The organism is Pantoea agglomerans, assembly GCF_020149765.1.
Classification (GTDB): Bacteria; Pseudomonadota; Gammaproteobacteria; order Enterobacterales; family Enterobacteriaceae; genus Pantoea; species Pantoea alvi.
Genome location: NZ_CP083809.1, coordinates 1,486,165 through 1,511,977 on the forward strand (window position 1 = coordinate 1,486,165; position 25,813 = coordinate 1,511,977).

Here is a 25,813-nt window from a genome sequence, read left to right on the forward strand (position 1 = left end):
CATGACGGTATTTTCAGAGGTTGCCGCGCCGATCCGCGCGGTAGTGCGCGGCGTGGTCGAGCGCGCGGAGGAGCTTGCCGCGGGCGACGATAGCGTAGTGCGCCTGCAAAATGTGTCGCGCCGCTTCGGCGAGACGCAGGCGCTAAAGGCGGTGTCGCTCAGGGTGCGCAAAGGCGAGATCCTCGGCATTATCGGCCGCAGCGGCGCGGGTAAATCGACGCTGATCCGCTGCCTTAACGGGCTGGAGCAGCCTGACGAAGGCGAGATTGAGATTGAGGGAGAGCGGATTACCGGCCTGTCGGAGAAGCAGCTGCAAAAAGTCCGCAGCCGCGTCGGCATGGTGTTTCAGCACTTTAATCTGCTGTCGGCGAAAACCGTGGCGCAGAACGTGGCGCTGCCGCTGAAGATTGCCGGCATGGCGAAAGCCCAGCGCGCCCGGCGCGTCGCGGAGCTGCTGGCGCTGGTAGGGCTGTCCGATAAGGCGCAGCACTATCCGGCGGCGCTCTCGGGCGGCCAAAAGCAGCGCGTCGGCATCGCCCGCGCGCTGGCGGCCAGCCCGGCGCTGCTGCTGTGCGACGAGGCGACCTCGGCGCTCGATCCGGAAACCACTCGCGCGATCCTCGCGCTGCTGAAATCGCTGAATCAGCGGCTCGGCATCACCATTCTGCTGATCACCCATGAGATGGAGGTGATTAAGTCCGTGGCGCATCGCGTGGCGGTGATTGACGGCGGCGAGATTATCGAGCAGGGGCCGGTGTGGCAGGTGTTCGCCCATCCGCAGGCGCAGCTTACCCGCACGCTGCTGCGCGGGCTGCTGCCGCAGCTGCCCGACAACATTGCCGCGCGTCTGAGCCAGCAAAAACAGGGCGATGCTATCTACAACGTGCACTTCGCCGGGCAGGAGGGGCAGGGCGAGCTGCTGACGCGTTTTGCCTGCGCGTTGCCCGGCGCGTTTCGCCTGATTCAGGGCGGCGTCTACCATATTCAGCACTACGCGGTGGTGCGCTTCTTTATTGCCATTCCGGCCAGCAATCACGCCGATGAGCAACGGGTTCTCGCCTGGCTGCATCAGCAGCAGGCTCAGGTAGAAAAGGTGGGTTATGTCGCCAGTAATGATTGACTTGCTGCTTAACGCGCTGTGGGAAACCCTGATTATGACGGCGATCGCCGGGCTGTTTTCGCTGTTCGCCGGGCTGCCGCTCGGCCTGATTCTGGTGATGACCAGCCCCGGCGGCATCGCCGAACATCGCGGCGTCAACCGCGTGCTCGGCCTGATTATCAACGGTTTTCGCTCGCTGCCCTTTATTATTCTGCTGGTGGCGCTGATCCCCTTTACCCGCTTTCTGGTGGGCACTTCGCTCGGCACCTGGGCGGCGATCGTGCCGTTATCGATCACCGCCACGCCCTATTTTGCGCGCGTGGCGGAGGTGTCGCTGCGCGACGTCGATCGCGGGCTGATCGATGCGGTGCGCGCCATGGGGGCCAGCAAGCTGCGTATCGTCTGGGACGTGCTGATCCCCGAAGCGCTGCCGGGCATTCTGGCCGGTTTTGTGGTGACGCTGGTGGCGCTGATTGGCGCGTCGGCAATGGCGGGCGCAATTGGTGCCGGCGGGCTGGGTGACCTGGCAATTCGCTACGGCTATCAGCGCTTCGACACCGCGGTGATGGTGGCGGTGATTGCGGTGCTGATCGTGCTGGTGTGTGGCATTCAGTGGCTGGGCGACCGGCTGGTGGCGCGTATCGATAAACGGCACTAGCGCGCTTGTGCTTTTTCCCGCAATGGATAGCACTATTTCTTTTTAAACATCAGCGCGCTACCGGCATAAAGTACCGGCAAATCCCTGTTTAACCTCTCAAGGAGTGCGCTATGCATCTCGCCCGTTTTCCCCGTCTTTCGCTGGGCCATTTTCCCACGCCGCTGGAGCCGCTGCACAATCTGACGACGCTGCTGGGCGGCCCGCAGCTCTGGATCAAGCGTGACGACAGCACCGGTCTCGCCACGGGTGGCAACAAAACGCGCAAGCTGGAGTTTCTGCTGGCGCAGGCGCTGGCAGAAAAGGCGGACATCGTGATTACCCAGGGGGCGACCCAGTCTAACCACGTGCGCCAGACCATCGCCGGCGCGGCGCGTCTCGGTCTGAAAGCCCACGTCTTTCTCGAACAGCGCGTCAGCGACTACGGCGAAGCCTACCAGCGCTCCGGCAACGTCCTGCTCGACAAGCTGCTGGGCGGCGAGATCATTGCCCATCTGCCCAACGGCGCAGATATGCAGCAGGCGATGGAGCAGCACGCCGCGCAGCTGCGCGAACAGGGGCATCGCCCCTTTGTGATCCCCGGCGGCGGCTCGAACCCGGTCGGCGCGCTGGGCTACGTCGCCTGCGCGCAGGAGCTGCTGTGGCAGTCGGCGGAGCAGCGTCTGCGCATCGATCATGTGGTGCACGCCACCGGCAGCAGCGGCACCCAGGCGGGCCTGGTGGCGGGCCTGTTCGCCAGCAACAGCGGCATTCCGGTGCTGGGCATCAGCGTGCGCGCACCGAAGGAGAAGCAGGAGCAGAACGTCTGGAACCTGGCGTCGCAAACGCTTGAGCTGCTGGGCGTGACGCAGCCGCTGCCGCGCGAAGCGGTGGTCGCCAACAGCGACTACGTCGGCGACGGCTACGGCCTTCCTGCGGCAGGCACGCTGGAGGCGCTGACGCTGCTGGCGCAGCATGAAGGCATCCTGCTCGATCCGGTTTACTCCGCCAAAGGCTTCGCCGGACTAATCGATCTGATCCGTCAGGGCCGCTTCCAAAAGAATGAGAACCTGGTGTTTATTCACACCGGCGGCGCGGCGGGACTGTTTGGCTATCAGCAGCCGCTTGAGGCGAGTTTCGCTCATGGCTGAGCCGTTTCTGCTCGGCGTGCTCGGCGGCATGGGGCCGCTCGCCGCCGTCGATTTTCAGCATCAGCTGCTGCGCGCGGTGAACAGTGCCAGCGACCAGCAGCAGATACCGATGGTGGTCTGGAACGTGCCGCAGATCCCCGATCGGCAAAAGGCGCTGGCGGGCCAGGGGCCATCGCCGCTGCCGCAGCTAATTGACGGTATTGCGCGGCTGAACCGCGTCGGCGCCAGCCATATCGTGATTGCCTGTAATACGGCGCACCACTGGTTTGACGCGCTACAGGCCGCCAGCCGCGCGCCGCTGCTGCATATCGCCGACGCGACGGCGGAGGCGGCCGCCGCGCTGGCACCCGCCTCGGTGGGGCTGATTGCGACGCAGGGCACGCTGGATGCGGGCTGGTTTCAGCGGCGCTTTGCGCAGCGCGGCATCGAAACACTGCTGCCCACGGCGGCGGAGACAGCGCACTATTTTGTGCCGGGCTGCTATGCGGTGAAGCGCGGCGATATTGCGGCGGGCGGGGCGCTGCTGGCGCGTCAGGCGCAGACGCTGCTGGATCGCGGCGCGGAGCGGCTGGTGCTGGCCTGTACCGAAGTGCCGCTGGCGCTGCGCGCCATCGGCTGGCAGCCGCCGCGCGCGGCGATCGATCCGGCAGAGGCGATGGCGGCGGTGTGCGCTCGCCTGTGGCAGCAGTAACAACGCGCTATTTAATTACAACATACTTTAATCGGTTACGCGTTCTGCGCGTGCGGCGGCACGCTTTTGCCTGTCGTCAGGACTTCCACAAGGATAATGCTATGAAAAAGCAGTTGGGATTTTTACTCGCTGCCAGCCTGGTCAGCGCTTTCAGCTACGGTGCCACGCCGGATGAAGTGCGTATCGCCTACAGCGGCGGCTCGCAGGTCATCATGCTGGCGAAAGCGGACGGCTCGCTGGATAAAGCCTTCGGCACCAAAGTGAACTGGGTGCAGTTCGCTTCGGGTGCGGATGCGCTGAATTACTTCGCCAGCAACGCTATCGATATCGCCAACTTCGGCTCCAGCCCGGCAACGGCGGGTCTGGTGCGCAAGCTGCCGATTGAGATCGTCGGCGTTTCTGGCGTAATCGCCAGCTACGAGCGGCTAATTGGCAAAGAGGGCATTAAGGATCTGCGCGATCTGGAAGGCAAGCGCGTTGGCTATCCGCCGAACTCCACCTCGCAGTACGCACTGGACGCGGCGATCAAAGTGCATCACCTGGACCGCAGCAAAATTACGCTACTGCCGCTGCGCCCGGCAGAGATGGTCGCCGCGTGGAAGCGCGGCGATATTGACGCGGGCTACGTCTGGGCGCCATTCGCCCAGCAGCTGGAGGCGGCGGGCGGCCATCAGGTGTTCGCCACCAAAGATCTGCAGAAAGATGGCTACCTGATCTACAACAACTATGCGGTGCGTAAAGCCTTCGCCGAGCAGTATCCGCAAATCGTCAGCGCCTTCCTGCGCGTGCATCAGCAAAAGGTGGAGGCGTTCCGTCAACACCCTGAGCAAGCCGCGGCGACGGTAGCGAAAGAGGTTGGCGCGCCGGTGACGACCGCCACCAATACCCTTTCCGGGCTGGAGTATCCGTCGATTCAGGACCAGGCGACGGCGGCCTGGCTGGGCGACGGCAACCATGCGGACGCCAGCGGGATTGGCCAGGCGCTGAGCAAGACCGCCAGCTTCCTCGCTGAAACCGGTGAAGTGCGCAAGCGGGATATTCCGGCGCACTGGGATGCGGCTATCAATCCGCGCTTTCTGCAGCAAGCTGCACACGCCGCGCCATGAAGCTGCGTACAAAAATCAGCATCAGCGTCATCTCGGTGACGCTGTTTTTTCTGCTGTGGCAAACGGCGGCTGAGCGACAGTGGGTCGATCCGCTGCTGCTGCCGTCGCTGACCGATATTGGCCTGACGGCGCAGGAGCTGGTCAGCGACGGCTATCGTCAGGTGCCACTGTGGCAGAACATCGTCGTCAGCCTGGCGCGTTCGCTCGGCGCGTTCGCCTGCGCGATTGTTATCGGCGTGCCGCTGGGTTTGCTGATGGGCATGTCGGAGCCGCTGGCGGCAGCGCTTAACCCCTTTGTGCAGTTCCTGCGTCCGCTGCCGAAAATCGCCCTAATCCCGCTGGCAGTGGTATGGCTCGGCATCGGCGAGGCCTCTAAATTCTTTCTGATCTTTATCGCTACCTTTCTCAGCGTGGTGGTTGGCGCACAGGCGGCGGTAGAGCGGCTGGCGCGCGCGCGCATACGCGTGGCGCAGACGCTGGGCGCATCCCCGCGCCAGATCTTTCTGCGCGTGGTATTGCCGGATACGCTGCCCGATCTTTTCACTACCGTCCGGCTGTCGGTGGGCATTGGCTGGACCTCGCTGATAGCCGCCGAAATGGTGGCGGCCAACTCCGGCCTCGGCTGGATGGTGATGAATGCCAGCGCTTATCTACGCACCGATATCGTAATGCTTGGCATATTGCTGCTCGGCGGCATCGGCTATCTGCTCGACCTGCTGCTGCTGGGCCTGCAGCGCTGGTTGGTGCCCTGGGCCGGGAGAGACGCATGAGCGACCCTGTTTCACTGCAGCAGGTCACGCTGCGCTTCGGCGCGCTGACGGTGCTGGAAGATATCGATCTCAGCCTGAAAAAAGGGGAATTTGTGGTGCTGCTCGGCCCCTCTGGCTGCGGCAAGTCCACGATTCTCAACCTGCTGGCGGGCTTTGCCCGGCCGCAGCAGGGGCGCGTGCTGTGCGGCGGCGAGCCGGTGCGGCAGCCGCATCCGTCACGCGGCATGATCTTTCAGCAGCCGAATCTCTTTCCCTGGCTTAGCGTGCTGGAGAACGTCACCTTTGGGCCGCGCCTGCGCAAGCACAACCGGGCAGAAGTCGAGGCGCGCGCGCGCGAATGGCTGAAGCGCGTCGGGCTGGCGGGCTTTGAGGATCATGCGCCCTGGCAGCTTTCCGGCGGCATGAAGCAGCGCGTGGCGCTGGCGCGCGCCTGGCTGCCTGGTCCTGAGGTGCTGTTGCTGGACGAGCCGTTTGGCGCGCTCGACGCGCAGACCCGCCTGATGATGCAGGAGCTGCTGCGCGAGTCCTGGCTCGCTACCCAGACTACGCTGCTGTTTGTCACCCACGATGTCGAGGAGGCGCTGTTTCTCGCCGACCGCATTCTGGTGATGTCGGCGCGGCCGGGCCGCATCGTAGAAGAAATTAGGTTGCCGTTCGGCCGCCAGCGCGATATCGAGACCCTGGCGAGCGAGCCGCACTACGGCGACATCAAACACCATGTATTACAGCGCGTGCGTCAGGAGGCGAAACGCCATCTGACGCCCTTCACTAAGGAGGAAAAATGACCCTGAACAGGCTCCAACAGCGGCTGGAAAACAGCCTTGAACAGTATGGTGCGCGCTATGTCGAGGTGTCGAAAGCGATCTTCAGCCAGCCAGAAACCGGCAACAATGAATACTTTGCCAGCCAGCAGCTCACGCAGCTGCTGGAGGCGCAGGGCTTTAGGGTGACGCGCAACGTGGCCGGACACGAGACCGCCTTCTACGCCGTGAAAGATAGCGATAAACCCGGCGCGACGGTGGCCTTTATCGCCGAGTATGACGCGCTGATCGGCATCGGTCACGCCTGCGGCCATAACCTGATCGGCGTGACCAGCGTCGCGGCGGCGATTGCGCTGGGCGAGACGCTGCCGCAGACCGGTGGTCGCGTGGTGGTGCTGGGCACCCCTGCGGAAGAGGGCGGCCTCGCCGGGCCGGGCGGCCCCAGAGGCAACGTCAAAAAACGTTTTGTCGAGGCGGGACTGCTTGACGGCGTCGATGCGGCGCTGATGGCGCATCCAGCGGGAAAAACGCGCCTTACCGAAGCGACGCTGGCGAATAATCACCTCTATTTTCACTTTTACGGCAGGCCGTCGCACGCCGCGGGCGCGCCGCACAAAGGCATTAACGCGCTCGACGCGCTGGTGCTGCTCTACAACGGCATCAGCGTGCTGCGCCAGCAGCTGCCGGACGGCGTGCGCGTGCACGGCATTATTACCAACGGTGGTCAGGCGCCGAACGTCATTCCTGAGTATGCCGCGGCGCACTACTATATTCGTGCCGACAGCCGCGAACAGGTTGAAGCACTTGAGCCGCGCCTGCGCGCCATCGCGGAGGGCGTGGCGCTGGCGACCGGCGCGCGAGTCGAGATTGACCACCAGGTCGGCCCGCGCGACTTCAGGCTTAATCCGGCGCTGGATGCGCTGCTGCTGGAGGAGCTAACGGCGGCGGGCGAGCAGGTCGATCGCTCGCCGCAGACCAGCAAAGTCTCGACCGACGCGGGCGACATCAGCCACGCGGTGCCGACAGCGCACCCCTGGCTGAAAATCGGCCCTGACGATCTGATTTTTCACACCGTGCCTTTCCGCGAGGCGGCCAATTCCGAACGGGGCTATCAGGCGCTGATCGTCGGCGCGCGGGTGCTGGCGCGCACCGGGCTGCGTCTGCTGACCGATGCCGACGCGCTTGAGCGCATCAAATCTGATTTTACGACGCAACAGAGGAGAGGATCGTGACGCAACCCTATCGCAGAAAACTTAAAACGCTGGTCGGCGCGGCCAGCGTGATCGCGGCGGGCAACGACAGCGCGCCAGATACCGGCATCAGGCGCGCTATCTCGCTGGCGAAGATAGCCGAACGCGAGAAAATAACCGGCCTGTTCACCGCTGACCTGTTACAGGCCGATCCCGCCGGGCTGGCGGGGACGACCGGCAGTCAGGATCCGCTGATCGCGCTGGCGGCGCTGAGCCAGGCGACGTCGCATATCGGCCTGATCGCTACCGTCAGCACCAGCTGGCTGCATCCCTATCACCTGGCGCGTCAAATCGGCACGCTCGACCACCTCAGCGGCGGACGCGCGGGCTGGAACGCGGTGACCTCGTCCGTGGGCGAAGAGAACTTCGGCGAAGGTGCGCTGCCGCCGCCGGAAGTGCGCTATGCCCGCGCCAGCGAATTCATCGAGGTCATTAATGCGCTGTTCGACGCCAACCAGCCCTATGCGGTGCAGCGTACCGCCAGCGGCGGAATCAGCATCGATCCCGCAAAGCTGCACGCAATTAACTATCGCGGCGACTATTTTCAGGTTGCCGGGCCGCTCAATGTGCCGCCGCCGCCGCAGCGTCGCCCGGTGCAGTTTCAGGCCGGGCAGTCAGAGGCGGGCGTCTCGCTCGGCGCGCGCTTTGCCGAGGTGATTTACACCTCGCAGCCGACCTTCGAGGCGGCGCAGGCGTTTGTTGCCGACGTGCAGCAGCGTGCGCGGCGCGTTGGTCGCGAACAGAACCTGCCGCTGATCATGAACTCCTTCCATGCCATCATTGGCGATAGCGACGCTGACGTGGCGCGCCGCCTGCGCGAGAAGCACGAGCGTATTAATTATGAACAGGGCAGGCTGCGCGTGGCCGATATGCTCGGCGGCGAGATCGATCTGCGCGATCTGCCACTCGATCGGCCGTTGCCTGCTGCGCTGATCCCGGCGCTGGCGCAGGTGCACCGACGTCAGGGGCGTGCCGCGATCTTCCGCAGCTTTGCGCTGGAAGGTCTGACGCTGCGTGAACTGATTATTAAGGCGGAAGAGACCGGTCACTGGTTTACCGCAGGCATCCCAAAGGTTCTGGCCGATGCGATTGAGCAGCGTTATCGCGCGGGCGTGCTGGATGTGATTTCTCTGCACGGGCTTGGGCAGCCGGATCAACAGGATTTGCTGCTGAACGGGCTGCTGCCGGAGCTGCGCAGACGCAATTTGCTGGACAGTGACTATGTGGGGGATGATTTCCGATCCAGTCTGGAACTGGCACCGCTATCGCAGGGATGAATTTATTGCTGCACATATTCCCGTTGTTCATCTGGACAGCGGGATATTTTCTTTTAACTACCTGATTCTGCGGCACGGATCAAAAAGCCGTGGTGCGTTGCAGCCCCTAAGCCGAAACCTTGCACGCCTTCTCTGCGTTTCCCTTTCAGGCAGGTGACCCTGCCATCACGCCGCTACATACTCCTGTTTATCGCTTTACATCTATATAGGTCTAAGACTATATTATCAGGAGGAAATGTGTGGGCTATAAAAACCACGGTCAGATTCGATCGCTGGTTTACACAGCTGTGCGATAGCGACCGGGCCAGCGTACTGGCTGCGATGATCGCCCTTCAGGAGAGAGGGCCGGGGTTGCCCAGACCCTATGCTGATACGCTTAAAGGTTCGCGCTACATCAATATGAAAGAGTTGCGCATTCAGTGTCGAGGTCATCCCATTCGGGCATTTTTTGCCTTTGACCCCGACCGTACGGGAGTTTTGCTTTGTGCCGGTCACAAAGCTGGCAATGAAAAACGATTTTACGCTGAAATGATCCCAGCAGCCGACCGGGAGTTTACCGGGTGGCTTAAGGGGTTAAGAGAAAAGGAGTAACGCGATGGGCAGAACGCTTGAACAGCTTATTGCAGATGAAAAACCCGAGGTGGCTGCTGAAGCAGAGCGCTCGGCCGCTGAGATTCTGCTGAATATTCATCTGGCTGAACTGCGCGAAAAGGTGCAGAAAACCCAGGTTGAGATGGCGCAGACGCTGGGCATCAGGCAGCCCACCGTGGCAGGCATGGAAAAACCGGGACGCGATCTGCGCCTCTCTACGCTGAAGCGCTATGTGGAGGCGGCAGGCGGCAAACTGCATCTCGATATTGAGCTGCCGGATGGCACGCACTATGGGTTTCAGGTATAGGCTAGGCGAGGGATGACCGGCGCGCAGTGTGTTATAGCGGCTGCGCACCTCAGCGACCAGGCGGTAAACCGCAGGCTCTGTTTCTCGCCTGACGGCTGGGTCAGCGCGGCACGATTTTTTTTCGTCGGCCGATCTCTTCGATAATAAAAACGAAGCGGGCCTCATTCAGCTTATAAAAGAGACCCATAGTGAGCGCGGCGATAAGGGCCAGCGCGCAGGGCCAGAGAAATATCAGCTGGCGTAACCCCAGCAGCGTGGTTTCACTTTGCGCCATATTGGGCATATAGCCAATTTGCGTCAGCATAATACCCGGCAGAAAGCCCGCCAGCGCGGCGGAGATTTTGCGGGAAAAGGTATAGCCGGTATAGACAGAACCTTCGGCGCGGATACCCGTTTTCCACTCTGCGTAATCCACCGTATCCGGCACCAGCGCCCAGTTCAGGCTGTTAACAAAGGCGGTGCCGAAAAACGCGATGCAGGAGAAGGCGACAAATAACAGTGACGAGAGGCCCCAGAAAAAGTTCAGCACATCGCCAGCTGCCCATATTATTAGCCCACCAAGATAGACCTGCTTTTTACCCAAGCGCTTCACCGCGGTCGGTACCAGCAGTACGCCCACCAGAATCGCGCCCATGCTGAAAAAGCCCATCCACGACAGCAGCCGGATATCGTTGAGCACGTACTGAGCGTAATAGACCTGAAGGGCCAGCTTGATGTTAAACGCGGCCAGCGTACACAGATTAGCCAGGCATAACACCCGCAGCGGAGGGTTATGAAAAAGGGCGCAAAACGACTTCATAATGCTGGGCTGGTGATGATCGGGCGTGATGTCGATATAGCGCTCTTTCACGCCGCGAACGCAGCACCCCATGCAGATAAGCCCGCAAGCTGAGAAGATCAGCGCGGCCATAACATATCCCAGCGAAGGCGAGTCGTTAAAAGCTCTCTGAATCGGCATAAAACCCACGCTACACAGCAGCAGACCGAGGGTGGCTCCGCCCTGGCGCCAGGCGGCAAGCTGGGCGCGCTCAAGGGGGTTTTTGGTAATGGCAGGCACCATCGCCCCGTATGCGCAGTTCATCAGGCTGTAAAACAGACCAAACAGCATGAACAGCAGGGTAGCCAGCGCGGTTTTCACCGTTAGCGTAAAATCGGTGGCGAAAAACTGCGCCGTGGCGGTCAGCGCAACAGGAAAGGAGGCGTAGAAAATAAAGGGCTTGAATTTGCCTTTTGCGCCAATATGGCGGCGCGCGTCGAGCAGCACGCCGGTCAGCATATCGGTCAGGGCGGTGAAGAACTTTGCCACCAGAAAGATAATCCCGCCATAGTAGGCCGGCATCGCCAGCTCATCGGTATAGAACTTCAGCAGATAGAGCGTGCCGATGCAGAGCATCAAATTGGAGCCTAAGTCGCCCAGACCCCAGGCGCATTTTTCCCGCAGGCTGAGCTTTAGCGTTAGCGGATCAGGTTCAGACATCATCGCTCCTTTACGCCTCGCCGGGCGCTATTTATTAAGCCGTTTGCTTACGGGTTTCTATCTCTTCAACGATGCGCACATACATCTTCTCGTTGAGGTTGTAGAAGCAGCCCATGGCGACGATGGTGATCACCGCCAGCGCGCAGGGATAGAGAAAGATCAGCTGGCGCAGGCCCTCGACGGTTCCCGCTGACTGCACCACGTTAGGCAGATAACCAATTTGCGTCAGCATCCAGCCGGGGAAGAAACCGGCCAGCGCCTGCGACACTTTGCGGAAAAAGGTAAAGCCGGTATAGACCGTGCCTTCAGAGCGCACGCCGGTGCGCCATTCGCCATATTCCACCGTGTCAGATACCAGCGCCCAGTTCAGGCTGTTAACAAACGCTGAGCCAAAAAAGGCCAGACAGGAGAAGAGCACAAAGCTGACCGAGCCGCTGTCAGAGAAGTAGTTGAGCAGGTCGCCCGCCACCCAAATCATCAGGCCGCTGAGATAGACCGTTTTCTTGCCAAAGCGCCTCACCATGCCGGGCATTAAAAAGACGCCGATAAATATACAGCCCATGCTGAAAAAGCCCATCCAGGAGAGGAGCACAGGGTCGTTCAGCACGTACTGGGTGTAATAAACCTGAATCGCCAGCTTGATATTGAATGCGCCGAGCGTGCAGAGGTTGGCGATGCAGAGAATAAACAGCGGGCGGTTTCCGGCGATGGCGCGGAAGGATTGCAGCAATCCGGGTTTTTGCCCGCCGTCGAGCGGTTTTACCTCGACATAGCGTTCTTTCACCCCGGCATAGCACCACCACATAAACAGCAGACCGAACAGGGAGAAGAGGGTAGCGGCGAAGATATAACCCAGCGGTGGATTTCCGTCGATCAGGTTCATTACCGGCACAAAACCCACGGTGCAGAGCAGCAATCCCAGCGTCGCTCCGCCCTGGCGCCAGGCGGCAAGCGCCGCGCGCTCGTCCGGGTTTTTGGTCATGGCGGGCACGATCGCGCCGTAAGAGCAGTTCATCATGCTAAAGAACAGCCCGTAAAGCATAAACAGAACCGTGGCCACCACCGTTTTGCCGGCGATCTCAAAGGGAGTGCCGACAAAATTGGCAATCGCCAGCAGGGTAACGGGGAAGGCCGCATAAAGGATAAAGGGGCGAAATTTCCCTTTTGCGCCAGTGTTGCGCCGGGAGTCGAGCATAATCCCGGTGCCCATATCGGTAAAAGCGGTAAAAAACTTGGCGATAAGGAAAATAATCCCGCCATAGGTGCCGGGCAAACCCAGCACGTCGGTGTAGAACTTGAGCAGGTAGAGCGTACCGATGTCCAGCAGAATATTGGAGCCTAAATCGCCCATGCCATAGGCCAGTTTTTCTTTGAACGGCAAGCGCAGGGTTGCCGGATTGGCTGTCTGTTGCATTTTTCTTCTCCCTCAGCCCGGCGATCCTCTCGCCGGGCAAGCCGCATCAGATGTGGCGCAACGTGGCAAACAGTGACGCCCACTCGCTCTCCGCGCGATAAAAGACCGGGGGCTGGCCGAGCGGTGCCTCAAGGGTAATTTCACCGCCCTGATAACGCTCTCCGCTCCAGAGATGGATCCAGCTATCCTGCGGCAGATAGAGCGTCCAGTCGTGCCGACCCTGTTCATGTACCGGGGCAACCAGCAGATCCGCGCCCAGCAGATACTGATATTTCAGGGTGTAGGTTGTTGCGTCATCGTCGTAGTGCAGGAAAAGGGGGCGCATCACCGGTAGCCCGGTCGCAGCGTTCTGCGCCACCGCCTGCTTGAGATAGGGTTTCAGGGTGGTGAAAACGGTAGTCATCCGGGCGAAGTGAGCGATGGTTTCGTCATCGCTATCAAACTGCCAGTTATCGCTGGGGCGGTTGCCTTCATGGGTACGCATCATCGGCGTAAAGGCACTAAAGTCGCACCAGCGAAGCAGCAGCTCTTTGCTGCGCTTCATCTCAAACAGGGTGGTGTAGCCGCCAATATCGCTGTGGTGCAGACCGTGGCCGCTCATCGCCAGCGACAGCGCGGCCGGAACCACGGAGGCGAGCCCGTCATCAAGGCTCCAGTCTACGTTTTGATCGCCCGCCCACATCATGGTGCAGTACCTCTGGCTACCGGTATAGCCCGCCCGCATAAAGAACAGGATCTCGCCGAGCTTGCCGCTCTCCTGCAGCGCCTCGTAGTTACACTTCGCCCACAGCGCGGGCCAGGCGTTATGCATGATTTCGGCGCTGACGCCGTTGTGCAGGCGGGCATCGGTCGGCAGATATTCGCCAAAATCAGCCATCCAGCCGCCGCAGCCCAGCGAGATCATGTTCTGCCGGATCACCCCTTTGAACCAGTCGTACGCCTCGGGGTTGGTGAGATCGATTACGCCGCCGTAAAACTCACCAAACTCAACCAGATAATCCTCGCCCGCCGCGTCTTTTGCCAGGAAGCCACGCGCGGCGGCCTCGGCGCAGAGCGCTTTATCGCTGGCAACGTAGGGATTGATATAGGAGAGGAACTGCACGCCTTGCTCTTTCCACTGCCTGATACGGCTATCGAGCTGCGGGTAGTGGTCGCTGTTCCATTGCCAGTTCCACATTACGCGCTTGCCAAAGGAGGTCATGCGGATCCCCGACCAGTCCTGCGCCCAGATACCGTTTACCTTTACGCCCGCCTCGCGCATCCGATCCAGTTTCTGCTGACAAACCTCGGTTCCGCCCTGAATACCGAGTATCACGCCGTCGTAGATCCAGTCCGGCAGGGCGGGCTGACGGCCCAGCAGGGCGGTGAGTTTTTCCAGCAGGGCGATCCAGCTGGTGGCGCACTCAATACGCAGGGTGGCGTTGCCTTCCCACAGGGCGAGTTCGTGATAGGTCGGTGCGCTGAAGTCAAAGTTCATATAGCAGCTGTTTTCAACGTGGCAGTAATACTTCTGCGTGCTGACAAAGGTTGGCTGCGGAAAAAAGGTCCAGTAATAGTCGCCACCGGCATTTTCCAGGCAGTCCGCCTGCCAGGTGACATAGCTTTTCTTGTTGCGGCCGACGCCCTGTTCACTGCTCCACAGCGGGAACGGCTTACCGCGCAGATCGAAACAGGAGAATTGCTCTCCGCAGCCATAGATATGATCGTCCGGGCTGGCGGCCAGCCGCAGCCAGATACGGTTGTGGCTGGGATCGCCGTTCTGCAGATCCAGCTTCAGTCGCCCCTGTTCATCGATAGCGATATGTAGCGTGGCGGTAAGGGTCGATCCCCGGCTGAAGTGCAGCCGCCAGCCGTCGGCGGTGTTGCTGACCGCAACATCGGGCAGGGCTATTTTCTCGTGTAGCTTATCTTTGATGCTGAAATTACCGCGGAACATAGCAATATCAGCAACGCCAGCCCCCATCCACAGGCAGGGACGATCGCTGCTGTGGCGTAAAATCAGGCGCTGCTGCCAGGTTAAGGTAAAGCCCTCCGGCGAGGTGTCGAGTGCCAGGGCGTCTGACCGCTCTGCTAATTGAGTCATGTTGGTCTCCGTAGAGGTAGGGAAGTCGCGCCATGCTGGCCTGACCCCGTCCGGCCAGGCCTATCGGCTTTTCCACCGTGCGGCATAGCTGCTGTCGCTGAGCCTACTTTGCGTTGATGTCCAGCAGGCCCGCCGCTACCGCCGGTGCCAGTCCTGGCGCCAGCGGCAGGCGCGGAATGACCAGGCAGTGCAGCAGGTGATAGATGTCCTGCTTGCCTTCCCAGACTTTGCTGGTGACCTGGTTATTGCAGTCCAGCTCCTGCCACCATGAACCGCCCTCGTAGTCCATCAGAAAGGTGATGCAGTAATCCCACCACCTCCTGTACCAGGCTTCATACTGGCTGTCGCCGGTAAGGGTGTAGAGGGCATAGGCGGTGCCCATCGCTTCGACGACGGGCCAGCGCACTCTTTCGCGCACCACAGGCTGGCCGTCCCAGTCCACCGAGTAGACAAACCCGTCCGCGCCATCCACCGCCCAGGCGTCGCGGATGGTGGCGTGGAACAGGCCTTTAGCATCCTCCAGTAGCCAGGCGGGAGGCGTCTCAAAGCGGGCCTCCAGCGCCGCGTGCAGATGCAGCATCAGTCGGCCCCACTCAATCCAGTGGCCTGGCGTGCCGCCGTAGGCGCGGAAGCGATGTGCCGGATTATCCCGGTTGTAATCGCGCAGCGGGTTCCACGCTGAATCGAAGTGCTCATTGACGCGATACGCTCCCGGCCGGGCAACATCGTGAATAATCACCGACGCAATGCGCAGCGCGCGGTCAAGCCATTTACGCTCGTGGGTGACGTCATACACGATCAGAAAGGCTTCCACCGCGTGCATGTTGGCGTTACCCCCGCGGTAATCCTCGGTCTGGCTGAAGGCTTCGTCCCAGGATTCCAGGCACATCTGCTCGCTGTCGCTCCAGAAATAGCGTTCAATAACCTGAATCGCTTCCTCCAGCAGCGGGCGCGCCTGCGGATGACCGGTAGTGACGGCGCTGGCCGCGCCAAGCAGCACAAAGAAATGCTGATAGCCCTGCTTGGAGGCGTCCAGCACGCCCTCGCTATTGACGCAGGCGTACCAGCCGCCGTAGCGCCTGTCGCGCAGGGCGCCGTTTAGCGCCTTAATGCCGTGATCAACAAGGCGATACGCGCCCGGACGGCCCATCGCGGCGGCAACGGCATAGACGTGCAGCATCCGCGCGGTGATCCACAGATGGGTTCCCATCTCCGTTCTGACCTGCCCCTCATTTCCCAGCCAGCCAAATCCGGTGGGAACCACCGCCTTCTCGCCAAAGCGAAAGATGCGATCGGTTTCCTGCTCCAGCCAGCGGTTGTGGCTCAGGGTGTTAAACCATTTCATACGTGGCTCCTTGTGTTAGCGGCGACGGGCCATGTTTTCATCAACGATCTCGGCCAGACGCTGCAACTTCGGCGCTGCGACGTCGCGCAGCATCTGCGCGGTATCCGGCAGGCCGATAACCGAAGACCAGACCGCTCGTCCGGCCAGAAAGCCTGATGCGCCAGCCGTCATAGCAATGTTGACGGCGCGAGGGAAAAGCCTTTCATCCACGCCGGAGGAGAGAATGACCCAGGGCACAGAGATATGTTCATTCAGGCGCTGCGAGGCGGTGAGCAGCGCCTGCCGGGAGCCTTTGCCGTAGAGGGGCATTTCCACCTTGTAGAGATCGGCACCGCAATCTCCCAGCTCTTTTGCGGCATCAAGAATCGCCTGTTCGCGATCGAATTTGTCGCCGCGACGCGGAGGGCGAACCACCGGTTCGATAATGCTAAGCAGGCCATTGCTGTGACACAGCCGGTTAAATTCGTTCACCCTGTTAAGGCGCTGCTGCGCATCCTCATCGCTGCGCCACAGCACCAGCAGCTTGAGCGCCCTGGCCCCCTCCCGCCTGACGGCCTGCGGATCGATATTTTTATCGATCTCCACGTTATCCACGGGAATGCCGTTGCCTGGAATGAACTCATCGGCGGCAACGATGGTGGCGCAGCCGTCCGCCACGGCCTGCTGTTCCACTACCTGGCGGTAGCAAAACTGCCGATCCAGCAGAATGGCGGAGGCATAGGGAGAGAGGATCTTTGCGGCATTGACTTTAAAATCGGTGAGCACGCTGTCGGCCACCGGAGATGCCGCGCCCGCAGCCGCAAACATCAGCCGCATGGCTTCACGCTGATCCACCGCCAGCATGGCAAAACCGCCGGAGGCGCGCGTCAGCTCTTTGAGGGTGTGGTTGTCCATATCACTTTCCTTTATCCAGGGGGAAGGTTTTCACCTGAGTGGGGCGTCCGGCGCTGGCACGTACCTGCTCCAGCAGGGCGCTCCAGTCTTCCCGCCCGCGACCGGCGGCGCGCGCCTGGCTGTAAACCTCACGGGAAGCGGCGCCGAGCGGCATCGGAACCTGCAGCTGGCTGGCGACATCCAGCGCAATGCCGAGATCTTTGTGAGCTAAATCGATCATAAAGGATGGGGTGAGATCGCCTTTCAGCACCTTGTTCGACCAGGATGTGGTGAAGTGGCCTTTTCCGGCGGGCGTCCCGCTCATCACCCTGAGCGCCACCTCAAACGGGAGGCCGAGCGCTTCGCACAGCACTGCGGCTTCGGCGGAGAGAGCATTAAGCGCAATGCTCATATAGTTATTGATAAGCTTGACGCGGATACCCATGCCGGGCCCGCCGGCGTTAACCAGCTCATTACCCATCGCCATAAGTATTGGCGTTGCCCGCGCGACCTGTTCTCTGCTTCCGCCCGCCAGCAGCAGCAGCGTGCCTGCTACCGCGTGATCGGAGGTGCGTCCCACCGGCACGTCCATCAGCTCGAAGCCTCTGGCGCGCATATCGGCAATCAGCCTGTCGGTTTGCAGGGGGTGAATGGTGGACATATCGATAACCAGCGCCTGCGGTGAGAGCGTCTCACACACACCTTGTTCCCCGAACAGCACGCTGCGAACGCTATCGCCGTGTGGCAGCATGGTGATAACAAACTCTGCGCCCTCTGCCGCCTGCGCCGCACTGACGGCAGGCTGTGCGCCTTGCTCTGCAAGACGCTGAACCGCCGCCGGGTTGACATCAAATACGCTGAGCCGATGGCCCTGCCTGAGCAGGTTGCCCGCCATAGGTAACCCCATCTGACCCAGCCCGATAAATGCAATCACTGCCATAGCCTTCTCCTGAACCGTGAATGTCATCTTTGCCATTCGTTAATGTCTGTTTGTGATTTTTTCTGATCGTATTTGTAATCTATGGTCAAAAAATTGACAGCGGTCACTTTTTAAACATTTGCCGCAACTAAAATAAGCGCATCCAGAAATGCCTGAGGAGTGGCCATGATTCGTATTGCTTGTGTAGGGATTAGCGTGATGGATCGCCTCTATTTCGTGGACGCTCTGCCGACGGAAGGCGGTAAGTATGTGGCGCAGCGCTATACGGAAGCGGGCGGCGGGCCAGCGGCGACGGCGGCCGTGGCGGCGGCGAAGCTGGGGGCGCAGGTGGACTTTATTGGCCGCGTGGGTGATGACGACACCGGCACCCGCCTGCTGGCGGAGCTGGCTTTTTTTGGGGTAGATACCCGCTATACCCGACGCTGTAAGGGGGCAAATTCGTCGCAATCGGCGATTATGGTAGACAGCAGAGGCGAACGAATAATCGTAAATTATCCCAGCTCCGATTTACGGCCAGACGCTGAGTGGCTTGAAGAGATCGATTTTTCTCAGTGGGACGTGGTGCTGGCGGACGTTCGCTGGCATCAGGGCGCAATGCAGGCGTTTACCCTGGCGCGTCAGGCGGGGGTGATGACCGTGCTGGATGGCGACGTAACGCCGCAAAGTATCACCGGGCTGGTGGCGCTGAGCGATCATGCGGTCTTCTCCGAGCCGGGCCTGGCGCGGTTAACCGGGCAAAAAAGGGCTGAGGCGGGGTTAAAAGCGGCGCAGCTGCTCACAAAGGGTCAGGTTTACGTGACGCGAGGAGAGAAGGGCTGCGACTGGCTTGAACAGGGAGCGCTGCACCACCAGCCCGGCTTTTCCGTGGCGGTGGTTGATACCACCGGGGCCGGGGATGTTTTTCACGGTGCGCTGGCCTTTGCGCTGGCTGTCGGCGACAGCCCGGCCGAAGCCGTCAGGTTTGCCAGCGGTGTTGCTGCCCTGAAATGCACGCGCCCAGGAGGACGGGCCGGTATCCCGGACGGTGATCAAATCCGCTCTTTTCTGTCACTTTGTGTATAAAATGTCAGCTCAAGGGATTTTCTGAGGAGATATCATGAGCTTTACCGAACTGACCGGTAATCCGCGGCACGATCGGTTGCTGATGCTGATAGGCGAGCGGGGCTATATGAATATCGACGAGCTGGCCACGCTGCTTGATGTCTCAACGCAGACCGTGCGCCGCGATATTCGCAAACTCAGTGAGCAGGGATTGATTACCCGTCACCACGGCGGGGCGGGCAGAGCCTCCAGCGTGGTGAATACGGCCTTTGAGCAGCGTGAAATCTCCTGGACGGAGGAGAAAAAAGCCATTGCGGAAACGGTAGCGGATTATATCCCGGACGGTTCAACGCTGTTTATCACCATCGGCACCACCGTTGAGCAGGTTGCCCGTGCGCTGCTCAACCATAACCATTTGCGCATTATCACGAACAGTTTGCGCGTGGCGCAGATTCTCTATACCAATGCGCGCTTTGAAGTCATGGTGCCCGGCGGCGTGCTGCGTCCACACAACAGCGGCATTATTGGCCCGGCCGCAACCGCCTTTGTGGCGGATTTTCGCGCCGATTATCTGATCACCAGCGTCGGGGCAATCGACAGCGACGGAACGCTGCTGGAATTTGATGTTAACGAAGCCAGCGTGGTGAAAACGATGATGGCGCACGCCCGCCATATTCTTCTGGCTGCCGACCACACCAAATACACCGCCTCCGCCGCCGTAACGATCGGTAACATTGCGCAGGTTGCGGCGCTGTTCACCGATGCGCCTCCATCAGGGGAGCTGAAATCCTGGCTTGATGAGCATCAGACAGAGCTGATTGTGGCGCAAGAGGAGGTGTAGCGCTAAAGCGTCTTCACCACCATGCCAAACGCCGCCAGCAGCATGATGACGCCGGCCGAGCGAAAAAGGCGTCGCTGCGCCTTTGCGCTGGTGAGCAGATGGCGAATTTTAAGCGCTGCGAGAATAAAAACCGCGCCAACGCTCAGCAGCACGAAAATGGTAAGGGGCACCAGCATTCCGCCCCAAATCTGTAAAGAGACATTATCCAGCGAGATAACAAGAGGCAGTATCGCCAGATAAAAGGCGATGGTTTTGGGATTGCCGAGCGTGATCGTTAACCCTGAAAGCCAGGCTGATGCCAGCTCCTGCGTTGTCGCTTTCTGGTCAATGCTAATCGCCTTAGGCTGATAGCGCCAGAACTGCCATGCCAGCACGCACAGATAGAGTGAGGCGGCCCAGTTGATCAGCGTGAATACGGATGAGTAACTATGGGCGACCACCGCCAGACCAAATACCGCGGTAGATAAGTAGATCAAATCACCGAGGATCAGGCCGGCAAGCATCGTAAAGCCGGTTCGGGCACCCCCGCTAACGCTGCGAGCGACCAGGGCGGTCATTCCCGGCCCCGGGATTGCCGCCGCTAAACCGAGCGCAGCGATATAAGAAAGTATTTGAGCCATTCCTGACATAATTGTTCCTGTCAAAATGAGATGCGGAAATTAAAGAGTGAGGTTGCTGGAAAGCGGATATTGCCTCTATCAAAATCACAATGCTGATAACAGACCTCTTTTGCCGGTTCGATTATTCTTGAAATAACATACATATTCTTATCCTCAGGCAGAGTAAATCGTCCTGCATGCAGCAAAATAACCAGCACTATATTGCTGTTGATAAAATCGTTACCGGCGGGAGATTATTTATAGAGCGGGAGGTTTCCGGTCAGCCGGGTTATTTTCTTTTTAGGGCCAATGATACCAATGGCGACCAGCGCAATATCTTCACTTTTAACCGAGGAGATTTTGTCGCCATATTCGTCATAGGTTTTGCACGACTGTGCCAGGGCGCTAAAGGGCATCACGTAAATCTCACTATCCCTTTCCGCGCTCACCTGTATTTCACGCAGAGAGTGGCCTGACGCCAGCAAAACCGGAAGCGGCGCGTAAATCACGCCGGGATAATTAACAGCATCCAGGCTTTCCATATCGGGGCCGACAAGATTTTCAACGGTACGGCCAAAACTAATGCCTGTGACGCTTGCAGCATTCATAGCAAGGCCTGCGGGGAGATCTTTATCAATAATAATCGTACAGCGGTGCTGGCTTGGGTCAAATTTCATTTTTGTTCCTCAGGGGCCATATGACAAGGTGCATGAACACAGGGTTGGTGCTGCTGTTATCACTCATTAGAAAAGTAAACATATTATGCAGTAGCAAAAGAGGAAATTGTTGCCTGTATCATTTACTCAACGCCTGTTGTCAGGTAAAAATTCCCCTTTATTGCTTTTAATGAGAAAGGAATTTCCCTCTATGGCACTCAGCCTGACAGATATGAAGATCCTGAAAATTTTACAGGACGATGCGCGCGTCACGAATCAGGAACTGGCGGAGAAGATAAACCTGTCAGCGTCTCCCTGCTGGCGTAAAGTGCGCAAGCTAGAGGAGGATGAAGTGATTCAGGGCTACCGCGCCGTTCTTGACCGTAAAAAAATCGGGCTGGGCGTGATGGTTTTCGTTCGGGTTGCTATCGACAGCCATAGCGAAGCGGAGGCGAGAAAGTTTGAAGAAGAGGTCACCGCGCTGGAGGATGTTGTGGCCTGCTATAGCATCGGGGGGGACGCCGACTTCCTGCTGCAGGTTGTGGCATCGGATCTCGACTCCTATGCCGATTTCGCCATGTCAGTGGTACGCAGACTGCCGGGAATCAAAGAGATGCAGAGTATGTTTGTGCTTAAAGAGATCAAGCCTCTCGTGACGTATCCCATAAAGAAGACAGCGGAATAGGCTGTAAGCCGCCGGGGTAAGGCAGGGACGTAACGCATATCAGGCATGCCAGACGAACAAAAGCCCGCTCAGGTTTCCCTGAGCGGGCTTTTTGAATTTGGCTCCTCTGACTGGACTCGAACCAGTGACATACGGATTAACAGTCCGCCGTTCTACCGACTGAACTACAGAGGAATCGTTGGAACGGGGCGAATATTAGCGACGCCGTTCTGGCTTGTCAAAGCACGATTTCACTTTTTCTAACTGAACGCTCGTTAAAGCAGCGGTTTGCCGCTTTTTCAGCAGATCCGGCGAGATTTCAAACTGCCGACAGGATCTCACTTTAAACGCATTTCCCCGCAGATGTTAGATGCGTGTCAAAGTTTTGTTATTTGCCGATGTTAAAACAACTGTTTCAGTGCTTTTATGATAAAAATTTCAAAAAAGAAATTAATGGAACAAATAAACTGCTTATTATCACCCGCGTAATCAGTCCGTAAAACTGGAACGAGATTTTAAAAATATCTGCTGTAGAAACAAGTGATTGTAAAAAGGAGGGGTTGGTCACAAAAAAGCGCGAAGGCCCAGCACTCACCTCTGTAATCAGACCTGGAACCGCCAGCAACGTTGAGTGAATGTAAAAGATATTTTTCATTCGCGGTCTCAGCGGCGTCGGCAAGTTAACGACAATAAGGGTTACTCATGAACATCAAAAAAACACTCGCTGTCACACTGTTAGCCTGCATGTTGCCCGCCGCCGCAATGGCGAAAGATCTCTCCGTCGGCGTCTCGATGGCGCTGTTTGATGACAACTTCCTCACCATCCTGCGCACCGCGATGCAAAAAGAGATGCAGAAAGAAGGGGTCAAAGGGCAGATGGAAGATGCCAAAGGCGACGTGTCGCAGCAGCTGCAGCAGGTTCAGAACTTTATCGGGCAGGGCGTTGACGCCATTATTGTTAACCCGGTAGATACCAACGCCGTTAAACCCATCATGGATCAGGCCACCAAAGCGGGCATTCCACTCATCTTCGTCAACCGCCGTCCTCAGGCGGAGCTGACCGACAAAATGGCCTATGTAGGATCGGACTCGGAGCTGGCAGGTCGGCTGCAAATGGAAGCGCTGGCAAAAGCGATGAACGGCAAAGGTAACGTTGCCATTCTGATGGGCGATCTCGCGAACGAATCGACGCGCGACCGCACCAAAGGGGTTGAGGCCGTCGTGGCCAAATACCCCGGCATCAAAGTGGTACAGAAGCAGACCGCGAAATTTACGCGTAACGACGCGGTCGATGTGGTGAGCAACTGGCTGACCGCCGGCGACGATATCCAGGCCATCGCCTCTAATAACGATGAAATGGCGATCGGCGCGCTGCAGGCGCTGGGCAAAAACCCCAACCATATCCTTATCGCCGGCGTGGACGGCACCCCGGACGCCTTGCAGATGCTGAAAAACGGCAAGATGGTCGCCACGGTATTCCAGGACGCTCGTGGCCAGGGCGAAGGGGCGGTTCAGGCGGCCGTTAAGCTGACGAAGGGCGAAAAAGTGCAGAAGATCATCGATATCCCTTATCAGCTGATCACCAAAGACAATATGCAGCAGTTCGTTAACCGTAACCAGAAATAACCGATCCCGACTCAGCCGTACGGAGGTGATGTATGACCGCTTTTGCGCTTGAAGCCGAAGGCATCAGCAAGTTCTTTCCCGGTGTGAAGGCACTCGATAACGTGTCGCTGCGCGTGCGTCCGGGATCGGTTCATGCCTTGATGGGCGAAAATGGCGCGGGCAAATCCACTTTAATGAAGTGCCTGATCGGGATGTACCGTCCCGATCGGGGCACCATCCGCATTAAAGGGGAGCCGGTGCAGTTTCAGGACACCATGGACGCCTTGCGTTCCGGCATTTCCATGATCCACCAGGAGCTGAATCTGGTGCCCTACATGACTGTCGCTGAGAACATCTGGCTGGGACGCGAGCCGATAAAGTACGGCTTTGTCGATCACGGCAAGCTCAACCAGCAGACGCAGGTGCTGCTTGACCAGCTTAATATCCGCCTCAAGGCAGACCGGCTGGTAGGCGAGTTAAGCATCGCCGCGCAGCAGATGGTGGAGATCGCCAAAGCGGTCTCCTGGAACGCCGATATCGTGATTATGGATGAGCCGACTTCCGCGCTGACCGAAAGCGAAGTGGCGCATCTTTTCACCATCATTCGTGACCTGCGCGCGCAGGGCAAAGCCATCATCTATATCAGTCATAAAATGGACGAGATTTTCGCCATTACCGATGAGATCAGTATCTTCCGTGACGGCAGCTGGGTCGGCAGCAACCACACCGCGCAGTTTACCCGTCAGTCGCTGATCACCCAGATGGTCGGGCGCGAACTGACCCAGCTCTTTCCCAAGTTTAATAACGCCATTGGCGAAGAGGTGCTGACGGTGCGCGGCCTCACCAGCAAAGATCGTTTTCATGACGTCAGCTTCAGCGTGCGGCGCGGCGAAATCCTTGGCGTTGCCGGCCTGGTCGGCGCGGGACGCAGCGAAGTGATGGAGAGCCTGTTTGGCATGGAGAGCGTCGACAGCGGCGAGGTGCTGATCGACGGCGTGCCGGTCGCTATCGATTCGCCTTCGACGGCGATTGAGAAGGGCATGGCGTTTTTAACCGAGGATCGCAAAAAGTCGGGGCTGTTTCTCGTGCTGTCGGTGATGGAGAACATGAGCATCGTCAATATGCCCGAGTACAGCGGCAAGAGCGGCTTCGTCAGCCACGTCAAAATGGCGCAGGACTGCATGGAGCAGATCCGGCGGCTGAATATCAAAACGCCGACCATGGATCAGATCATCAACAACCTGAGCGGCGGCAACCAGCAGAAGGTGCTGATTGCCCGCTGGCTGCTGGCGCAGCCCAAAATCCTTATCCTCGACGAGCCGACGCGCGGTATCGACGTCGGTGCGAAAGCGGAAATCTACCGTTTGATCTCTGAGCTGGCCAACCGCGGCGTGGCCATCATTATGGTGTCGTCGGAACTGCCGGAAATTCTCGGCATGAGCGACCGCGTGATGGTGATGCATCAGGGACGCATTACCGGCATCCTCGATAAAGAAGAGGCCGACCAGGAAACCATTTTGTCGCTGGCATCCGAGTGAGGCGCGAGACACCTATGAGCAATATCAAAGCAACAGCTACTCCAGCAGCTGAACATTCGTCGTTCTTCGGCAATCTGCGGCATAAGCTGCCTAAAGATACCGGGATCTTTATCGTGATGGTTGGCATTGCGCTGATCTTCGAAATAGCCGGCTGGTATGTGCGCGATCAGTCGTTTCTGATGAACACCAACCGGCTGATCCTGATCCTGCTGCAGGTGGCGATTATCGGCGTGATCGCGGTCGGGGTGACGCAGGTGATCATCACCACCGGCATCGACCTCTCATCAGGGTCGGTGATCGCGCTGACCGCCGTGGTGGCGGCCAGCCTGGCGCAAACCTCCGACAGCCTGTCGCCGATGTTTCCGGCGCTGGTGGATATGCCCGCCGTGGTGCCCATTGGCGCGGGGATCGGCGTCGGCCTGCTCTGCGGCCTGGTCAACGGCGTGCTGATTACCCGCACCGGCATTCCGCCTTTTATCGCCACGCTGGGCATGATGGTGTCGGCCCGCGGTCTGGCGCAGTACTACACGCAGGGCAATCCGATTAGCTTTCTCTCCGACGGCTTTACCGCTATCGGCCAGGGCGCGATGCCGGTCATTATCTTCCTGGTGGTGGCGCTGGTGTTTCATATCGCTCTGAAGCACACCCGCTACGGCAAATACGTTTACGCCATCGGCGGCAATATGACGTCGGCCAAAGTCTCCGGCATCAACGTTAATAAATATCTGGTGATTGTCTATACCATCGCCGGCGCGCTCTCCGGCCTGGCGGGCGTGGTGCTGGCGGCGCGCGTCAGCAGCGGCCAGTCGAGCATGGGGATGTCCTATGAGCTGGACGCCATCGCCGCGGCGGTTATCGGCGGCAGCAGCCTGATGGGCGGCGTCGGGCGCATTACCGGCACCCTGATTGGTGCAGTGATTCTGGGCCTGATCAAAAGCGGCTTTACCTTTGTCGGCGTCGACGCCTACGTCCAGGACATTATCAAGGGGATTATTATTGTGGCCGCGGTCGCTATTGATATGCATCGCAACCGTAAAAAACGCTGATCTTTCCATTGCCTGGCCTGCCCGCGCCCGAACAGCCGGGCAGGCCTGTTTCTC

The 25,813-nt window shown here is 59.2% G+C and carries 25 protein-coding genes and 1 tRNA gene; 17 read left to right on the forward strand and 9 right to left on the reverse strand.

Going from position 1 to position 25,813, the window contains the following annotated elements:
• The first annotated feature begins 1 nt into the window (after position 1).
• The 11 genes from LB453_RS09625 (at position 2) to LB453_RS09675 (ending at position 9,637) form a co-directional block, all read left to right on the forward strand.
• Complete coding sequence (locus LB453_RS09625) at positions 2-1,120, forward strand: methionine ABC transporter ATP-binding protein (protein WP_103796825.1); 1,119 nt, start codon at positions 2-4, stop codon at positions 1,118-1,120.
• The gene (locus LB453_RS09630) at positions 1,101-1,757 is read left to right on the forward strand and encodes a methionine ABC transporter permease (protein ID WP_103796826.1); all 657 of its coding nucleotides are present in this window, start codon (positions 1,101-1,103) and stop codon (positions 1,755-1,757) included. The genes LB453_RS09625 and LB453_RS09630 overlap by 20 nt, the downstream gene beginning before the upstream one ends.
• A gap of 110 nt (positions 1,758-1,867) precedes the next feature.
• Positions 1,868-2,884: a D-cysteine desulfhydrase gene (locus LB453_RS09635; RefSeq protein ID WP_103796827.1), complete on the forward strand. Its 1,017-nt coding sequence runs from the start codon at positions 1,868-1,870 to the stop codon at positions 2,882-2,884.
• The gene (locus LB453_RS09640) at positions 2,877-3,575 is read left to right on the forward strand and encodes an aspartate/glutamate racemase family protein (RefSeq protein WP_103796828.1); all 699 of its coding nucleotides are present in this window, start codon (positions 2,877-2,879) and stop codon (positions 3,573-3,575) included. The genes LB453_RS09635 and LB453_RS09640 overlap by 8 nt, the downstream gene beginning before the upstream one ends.
• A gap of 101 nt (positions 3,576-3,676) precedes the next feature.
• A complete protein-coding gene (locus tag LB453_RS09645) occupies positions 3,677-4,681 on the forward strand; it encodes an ABC transporter substrate-binding protein (RefSeq protein WP_103796829.1) in 1,005 nt (334 codons plus the stop codon).
• Complete coding sequence (locus LB453_RS09650; protein WP_103796830.1) at positions 4,678-5,451, forward strand: ABC transporter permease; 774 nt, start codon at positions 4,678-4,680, stop codon at positions 5,449-5,451. The genes LB453_RS09645 and LB453_RS09650 overlap by 4 nt, the downstream gene beginning before the upstream one ends.
• The gene (locus LB453_RS09655; RefSeq protein ID WP_103796831.1) at positions 5,448-6,236 is read left to right on the forward strand and encodes an ABC transporter ATP-binding protein; all 789 of its coding nucleotides are present in this window, start codon (positions 5,448-5,450) and stop codon (positions 6,234-6,236) included. The genes LB453_RS09650 and LB453_RS09655 overlap by 4 nt, the downstream gene beginning before the upstream one ends.
• Positions 6,233-7,444 (forward strand): M20 family metallopeptidase, encoded by a 1,212-nt coding sequence (locus LB453_RS09660; RefSeq protein ID WP_224481706.1) that lies wholly within the window; start codon positions 6,233-6,235, stop codon positions 7,442-7,444. The genes LB453_RS09655 and LB453_RS09660 overlap by 4 nt, the downstream gene beginning before the upstream one ends.
• Entirely contained in the window at positions 7,441-8,739 is a 1,299-nt protein-coding gene (locus tag LB453_RS09665) for an NtaA/DmoA family FMN-dependent monooxygenase (RefSeq protein ID WP_224481707.1), read from the forward strand. Before LB453_RS09660 ends, LB453_RS09665 begins: the two co-directional genes overlap by 4 nt.
• 237 nt (positions 8,740-8,976) lie before the next feature.
• On the forward strand, positions 8,977-9,330 hold the full coding sequence (locus tag LB453_RS09670; protein WP_103796834.1) for a type II toxin-antitoxin system RelE/ParE family toxin: 354 nt from the start codon (positions 8,977-8,979) through the stop codon (positions 9,328-9,330).
• Between the two features lie 4 nt (positions 9,331-9,334).
• Positions 9,335-9,637, forward strand: a complete 303-nt coding sequence (locus tag LB453_RS09675) for a helix-turn-helix domain-containing protein (RefSeq protein WP_103796835.1) — start codon at positions 9,335-9,337, stop codon at positions 9,635-9,637.
• Between the two features lie 100 nt (positions 9,638-9,737).
• Here LB453_RS09675 and LB453_RS09680 read toward each other — a convergent pair whose 3' ends face one another.
• The 6 genes from LB453_RS09680 to yihU form a co-directional block, all read right to left on the reverse strand.
• Positions 9,738-11,114: an MFS transporter gene (locus tag LB453_RS09680; RefSeq protein ID WP_103796836.1), complete on the reverse strand. Its 1,377-nt coding sequence runs from the start codon at positions 11,112-11,114 to the stop codon at positions 9,738-9,740.
• A 34-nt stretch (positions 11,115-11,148) separates the two neighbouring features.
• Positions 11,149-12,528 carry an MFS transporter gene (locus LB453_RS09685; RefSeq protein WP_103796837.1) on the reverse strand — a complete coding sequence of 460 codons (1,380 nt, stop codon included), beginning with the start codon at positions 12,526-12,528 and terminating at the stop codon, positions 11,149-11,151.
• Positions 12,529-12,574: 46 nt separating this feature from the next.
• On the reverse strand, positions 12,575-14,611 hold the full coding sequence (locus tag LB453_RS09690; protein ID WP_103796838.1) for an alpha-glucosidase: 2,037 nt from the start codon (positions 14,609-14,611) through the stop codon (positions 12,575-12,577).
• Between the two features lie 103 nt (positions 14,612-14,714).
• Positions 14,715-15,956: a sulfoquinovose isomerase gene (yihS, locus tag LB453_RS09695; RefSeq protein ID WP_103796839.1), complete on the reverse strand. Its 1,242-nt coding sequence runs from the start codon at positions 15,954-15,956 to the stop codon at positions 14,715-14,717.
• A gap of 15 nt (positions 15,957-15,971) precedes the next feature.
• Complete coding sequence (gene yihT / locus LB453_RS09700) at positions 15,972-16,850, reverse strand: sulfofructosephosphate aldolase (protein ID WP_103796840.1); 879 nt, start codon at positions 16,848-16,850, stop codon at positions 15,972-15,974.
• 1 nt (position 16,851) lies between these two features.
• Positions 16,852-17,769, reverse strand: coding sequence for a sulfolactaldehyde 3-reductase (yihU, locus tag LB453_RS09705; protein WP_103796841.1), 918 nt, complete (start codon positions 17,767-17,769; stop codon positions 16,852-16,854).
• 165 nt (positions 17,770-17,934) lie between these two features.
• Here yihU and LB453_RS09710 point away from each other — a divergent pair, with 165 nt between their 5' ends.
• Both LB453_RS09710 and LB453_RS09715 read left to right on the forward strand, forming a co-directional pair.
• On the forward strand, positions 17,935-18,831 hold the full coding sequence (locus LB453_RS09710) for a sugar kinase (protein WP_103796842.1): 897 nt from the start codon (positions 17,935-17,937) through the stop codon (positions 18,829-18,831).
• 34 nt (positions 18,832-18,865) lie between these two features.
• Complete coding sequence (locus LB453_RS09715; RefSeq protein WP_103796843.1) at positions 18,866-19,651, forward strand: DeoR/GlpR family DNA-binding transcription regulator; 786 nt, start codon at positions 18,866-18,868, stop codon at positions 19,649-19,651.
• A gap of 2 nt (positions 19,652-19,653) precedes the next feature.
• On the opposite strand, the gene LB453_RS09720 is transcribed toward LB453_RS09715, so the two are convergent.
• Together LB453_RS09720 and LB453_RS09725 are read right to left on the reverse strand one after the other, a co-directional pair.
• Positions 19,654-20,280 (reverse strand): LysE family translocator, encoded by a 627-nt coding sequence (locus tag LB453_RS09720; RefSeq protein WP_103796844.1) that lies wholly within the window; start codon positions 20,278-20,280, stop codon positions 19,654-19,656.
• 224 nt (positions 20,281-20,504) lie between these two features.
• Complete coding sequence (locus tag LB453_RS09725) at positions 20,505-20,927, reverse strand: DUF2000 domain-containing protein (protein ID WP_103796845.1); 423 nt, start codon at positions 20,925-20,927, stop codon at positions 20,505-20,507.
• A gap of 190 nt (positions 20,928-21,117) precedes the next feature.
• On the opposite strand from LB453_RS09725, the gene LB453_RS09730 reads away from it, so the two are divergent.
• A complete protein-coding gene (locus tag LB453_RS09730; protein ID WP_103796846.1) occupies positions 21,118-21,591 on the forward strand; it encodes an Lrp/AsnC family transcriptional regulator in 474 nt (157 codons plus the stop codon).
• Between the two features lie 98 nt (positions 21,592-21,689).
• Here the strand turns inward: LB453_RS09730 and LB453_RS09735 are convergent.
• Positions 21,690-21,765: transfer RNA gene (locus LB453_RS09735), tRNA-Asn, on the reverse strand.
• Positions 21,766-22,272: 507 nt separating this feature from the next.
• Here LB453_RS09735 and LB453_RS09740 point away from each other — a divergent pair.
• Genes LB453_RS09740 through LB453_RS09750 form a run of 3 tightly spaced genes read left to right on the forward strand, consistent with a single transcriptional unit; the run spans position 22,273 to position 25,759 of the window.
• On the forward strand, positions 22,273-23,196 hold the full coding sequence (locus LB453_RS09740; protein WP_103796847.1) for a sugar ABC transporter substrate-binding protein: 924 nt from the start codon (positions 22,273-22,275) through the stop codon (positions 23,194-23,196).
• 32 nt (positions 23,197-23,228) lie between these two features.
• A complete protein-coding gene (locus tag LB453_RS09745; RefSeq protein WP_103796848.1) occupies positions 23,229-24,713 on the forward strand; it encodes a sugar ABC transporter ATP-binding protein in 1,485 nt (494 codons plus the stop codon).
• A 23-nt stretch (positions 24,714-24,736) separates the two neighbouring features.
• Positions 24,737-25,759, forward strand: a complete 1,023-nt coding sequence (locus LB453_RS09750; protein ID WP_199187352.1) for an ABC transporter permease — start codon at positions 24,737-24,739, stop codon at positions 25,757-25,759.
• Positions 25,760-25,813: the final 54 nt, after the last annotated feature.

Bases quoted from the DNA above. Each gene is read 5' to 3' on its own strand.
- LB453_RS09625 (WP_103796825.1), top strand. From the start codon at position 2: ATGACGGTATTTTCAGAGGTTGCCGCGCCGATCCGCGCGGTAGTGCGC.
- LB453_RS09630 (WP_103796826.1), top strand. From the start codon at position 1,101: ATGTCGCCAGTAATGATTGACTTGCTGCTTAACGCGCTGTGGGAAACC.
- LB453_RS09635 (WP_103796827.1), top strand. From the start codon at position 1,868: ATGCATCTCGCCCGTTTTCCCCGTCTTTCGCTGGGCCATTTTCCCACG.
- LB453_RS09640 (WP_103796828.1), top strand. From the start codon at position 2,877: ATGGCTGAGCCGTTTCTGCTCGGCGTGCTCGGCGGCATGGGGCCGCTC.
- LB453_RS09645 (WP_103796829.1), top strand. From the start codon at position 3,677: ATGAAAAAGCAGTTGGGATTTTTACTCGCTGCCAGCCTGGTCAGCGCT.
- LB453_RS09650 (WP_103796830.1), top strand. From the start codon at position 4,678: ATGAAGCTGCGTACAAAAATCAGCATCAGCGTCATCTCGGTGACGCTG.
- LB453_RS09655 (WP_103796831.1), top strand. From the start codon at position 5,448: ATGAGCGACCCTGTTTCACTGCAGCAGGTCACGCTGCGCTTCGGCGCG.
- LB453_RS09660 (WP_224481706.1), top strand. From the start codon at position 6,233: ATGACCCTGAACAGGCTCCAACAGCGGCTGGAAAACAGCCTTGAACAG.
- LB453_RS09675 (WP_103796835.1), top strand. From the start codon at position 9,335: ATGGGCAGAACGCTTGAACAGCTTATTGCAGATGAAAAACCCGAGGTG.
- LB453_RS09680 (WP_103796836.1), bottom strand. From the start codon at position 11,114: ATGTCTGAACCTGATCCGCTAACGCTAAAGCTCAGCCTGCGGGAAAAA.
- LB453_RS09685 (WP_103796837.1), bottom strand. From the start codon at position 12,528: ATGCAACAGACAGCCAATCCGGCAACCCTGCGCTTGCCGTTCAAAGAA.
- LB453_RS09690 (WP_103796838.1), bottom strand. From the start codon at position 14,611: ATGACTCAATTAGCAGAGCGGTCAGACGCCCTGGCACTCGACACCTCG.
- yihS (WP_103796839.1), bottom strand. From the start codon at position 15,956: ATGAAATGGTTTAACACCCTGAGCCACAACCGCTGGCTGGAGCAGGAA.
- yihT (WP_103796840.1), bottom strand. From the start codon at position 16,850: ATGGACAACCACACCCTCAAAGAGCTGACGCGCGCCTCCGGCGGTTTT.
- yihU (WP_103796841.1), bottom strand. From the start codon at position 17,769: ATGGCAGTGATTGCATTTATCGGGCTGGGTCAGATGGGGTTACCTATG.
- LB453_RS09710 (WP_103796842.1), top strand. From the start codon at position 17,935: ATGATTCGTATTGCTTGTGTAGGGATTAGCGTGATGGATCGCCTCTAT.
- LB453_RS09715 (WP_103796843.1), top strand. From the start codon at position 18,866: ATGAGCTTTACCGAACTGACCGGTAATCCGCGGCACGATCGGTTGCTG.
- LB453_RS09720 (WP_103796844.1), bottom strand. From the start codon at position 20,280: ATGTCAGGAATGGCTCAAATACTTTCTTATATCGCTGCGCTCGGTTTA.
- LB453_RS09725 (WP_103796845.1), bottom strand. From the start codon at position 20,927: ATGAAATTTGACCCAAGCCAGCACCGCTGTACGATTATTATTGATAAA.
- LB453_RS09730 (WP_103796846.1), top strand. From the start codon at position 21,118: ATGGCACTCAGCCTGACAGATATGAAGATCCTGAAAATTTTACAGGAC.
- LB453_RS09740 (WP_103796847.1), top strand. From the start codon at position 22,273: ATGAACATCAAAAAAACACTCGCTGTCACACTGTTAGCCTGCATGTTG.
- LB453_RS09745 (WP_103796848.1), top strand. From the start codon at position 23,229: ATGACCGCTTTTGCGCTTGAAGCCGAAGGCATCAGCAAGTTCTTTCCC.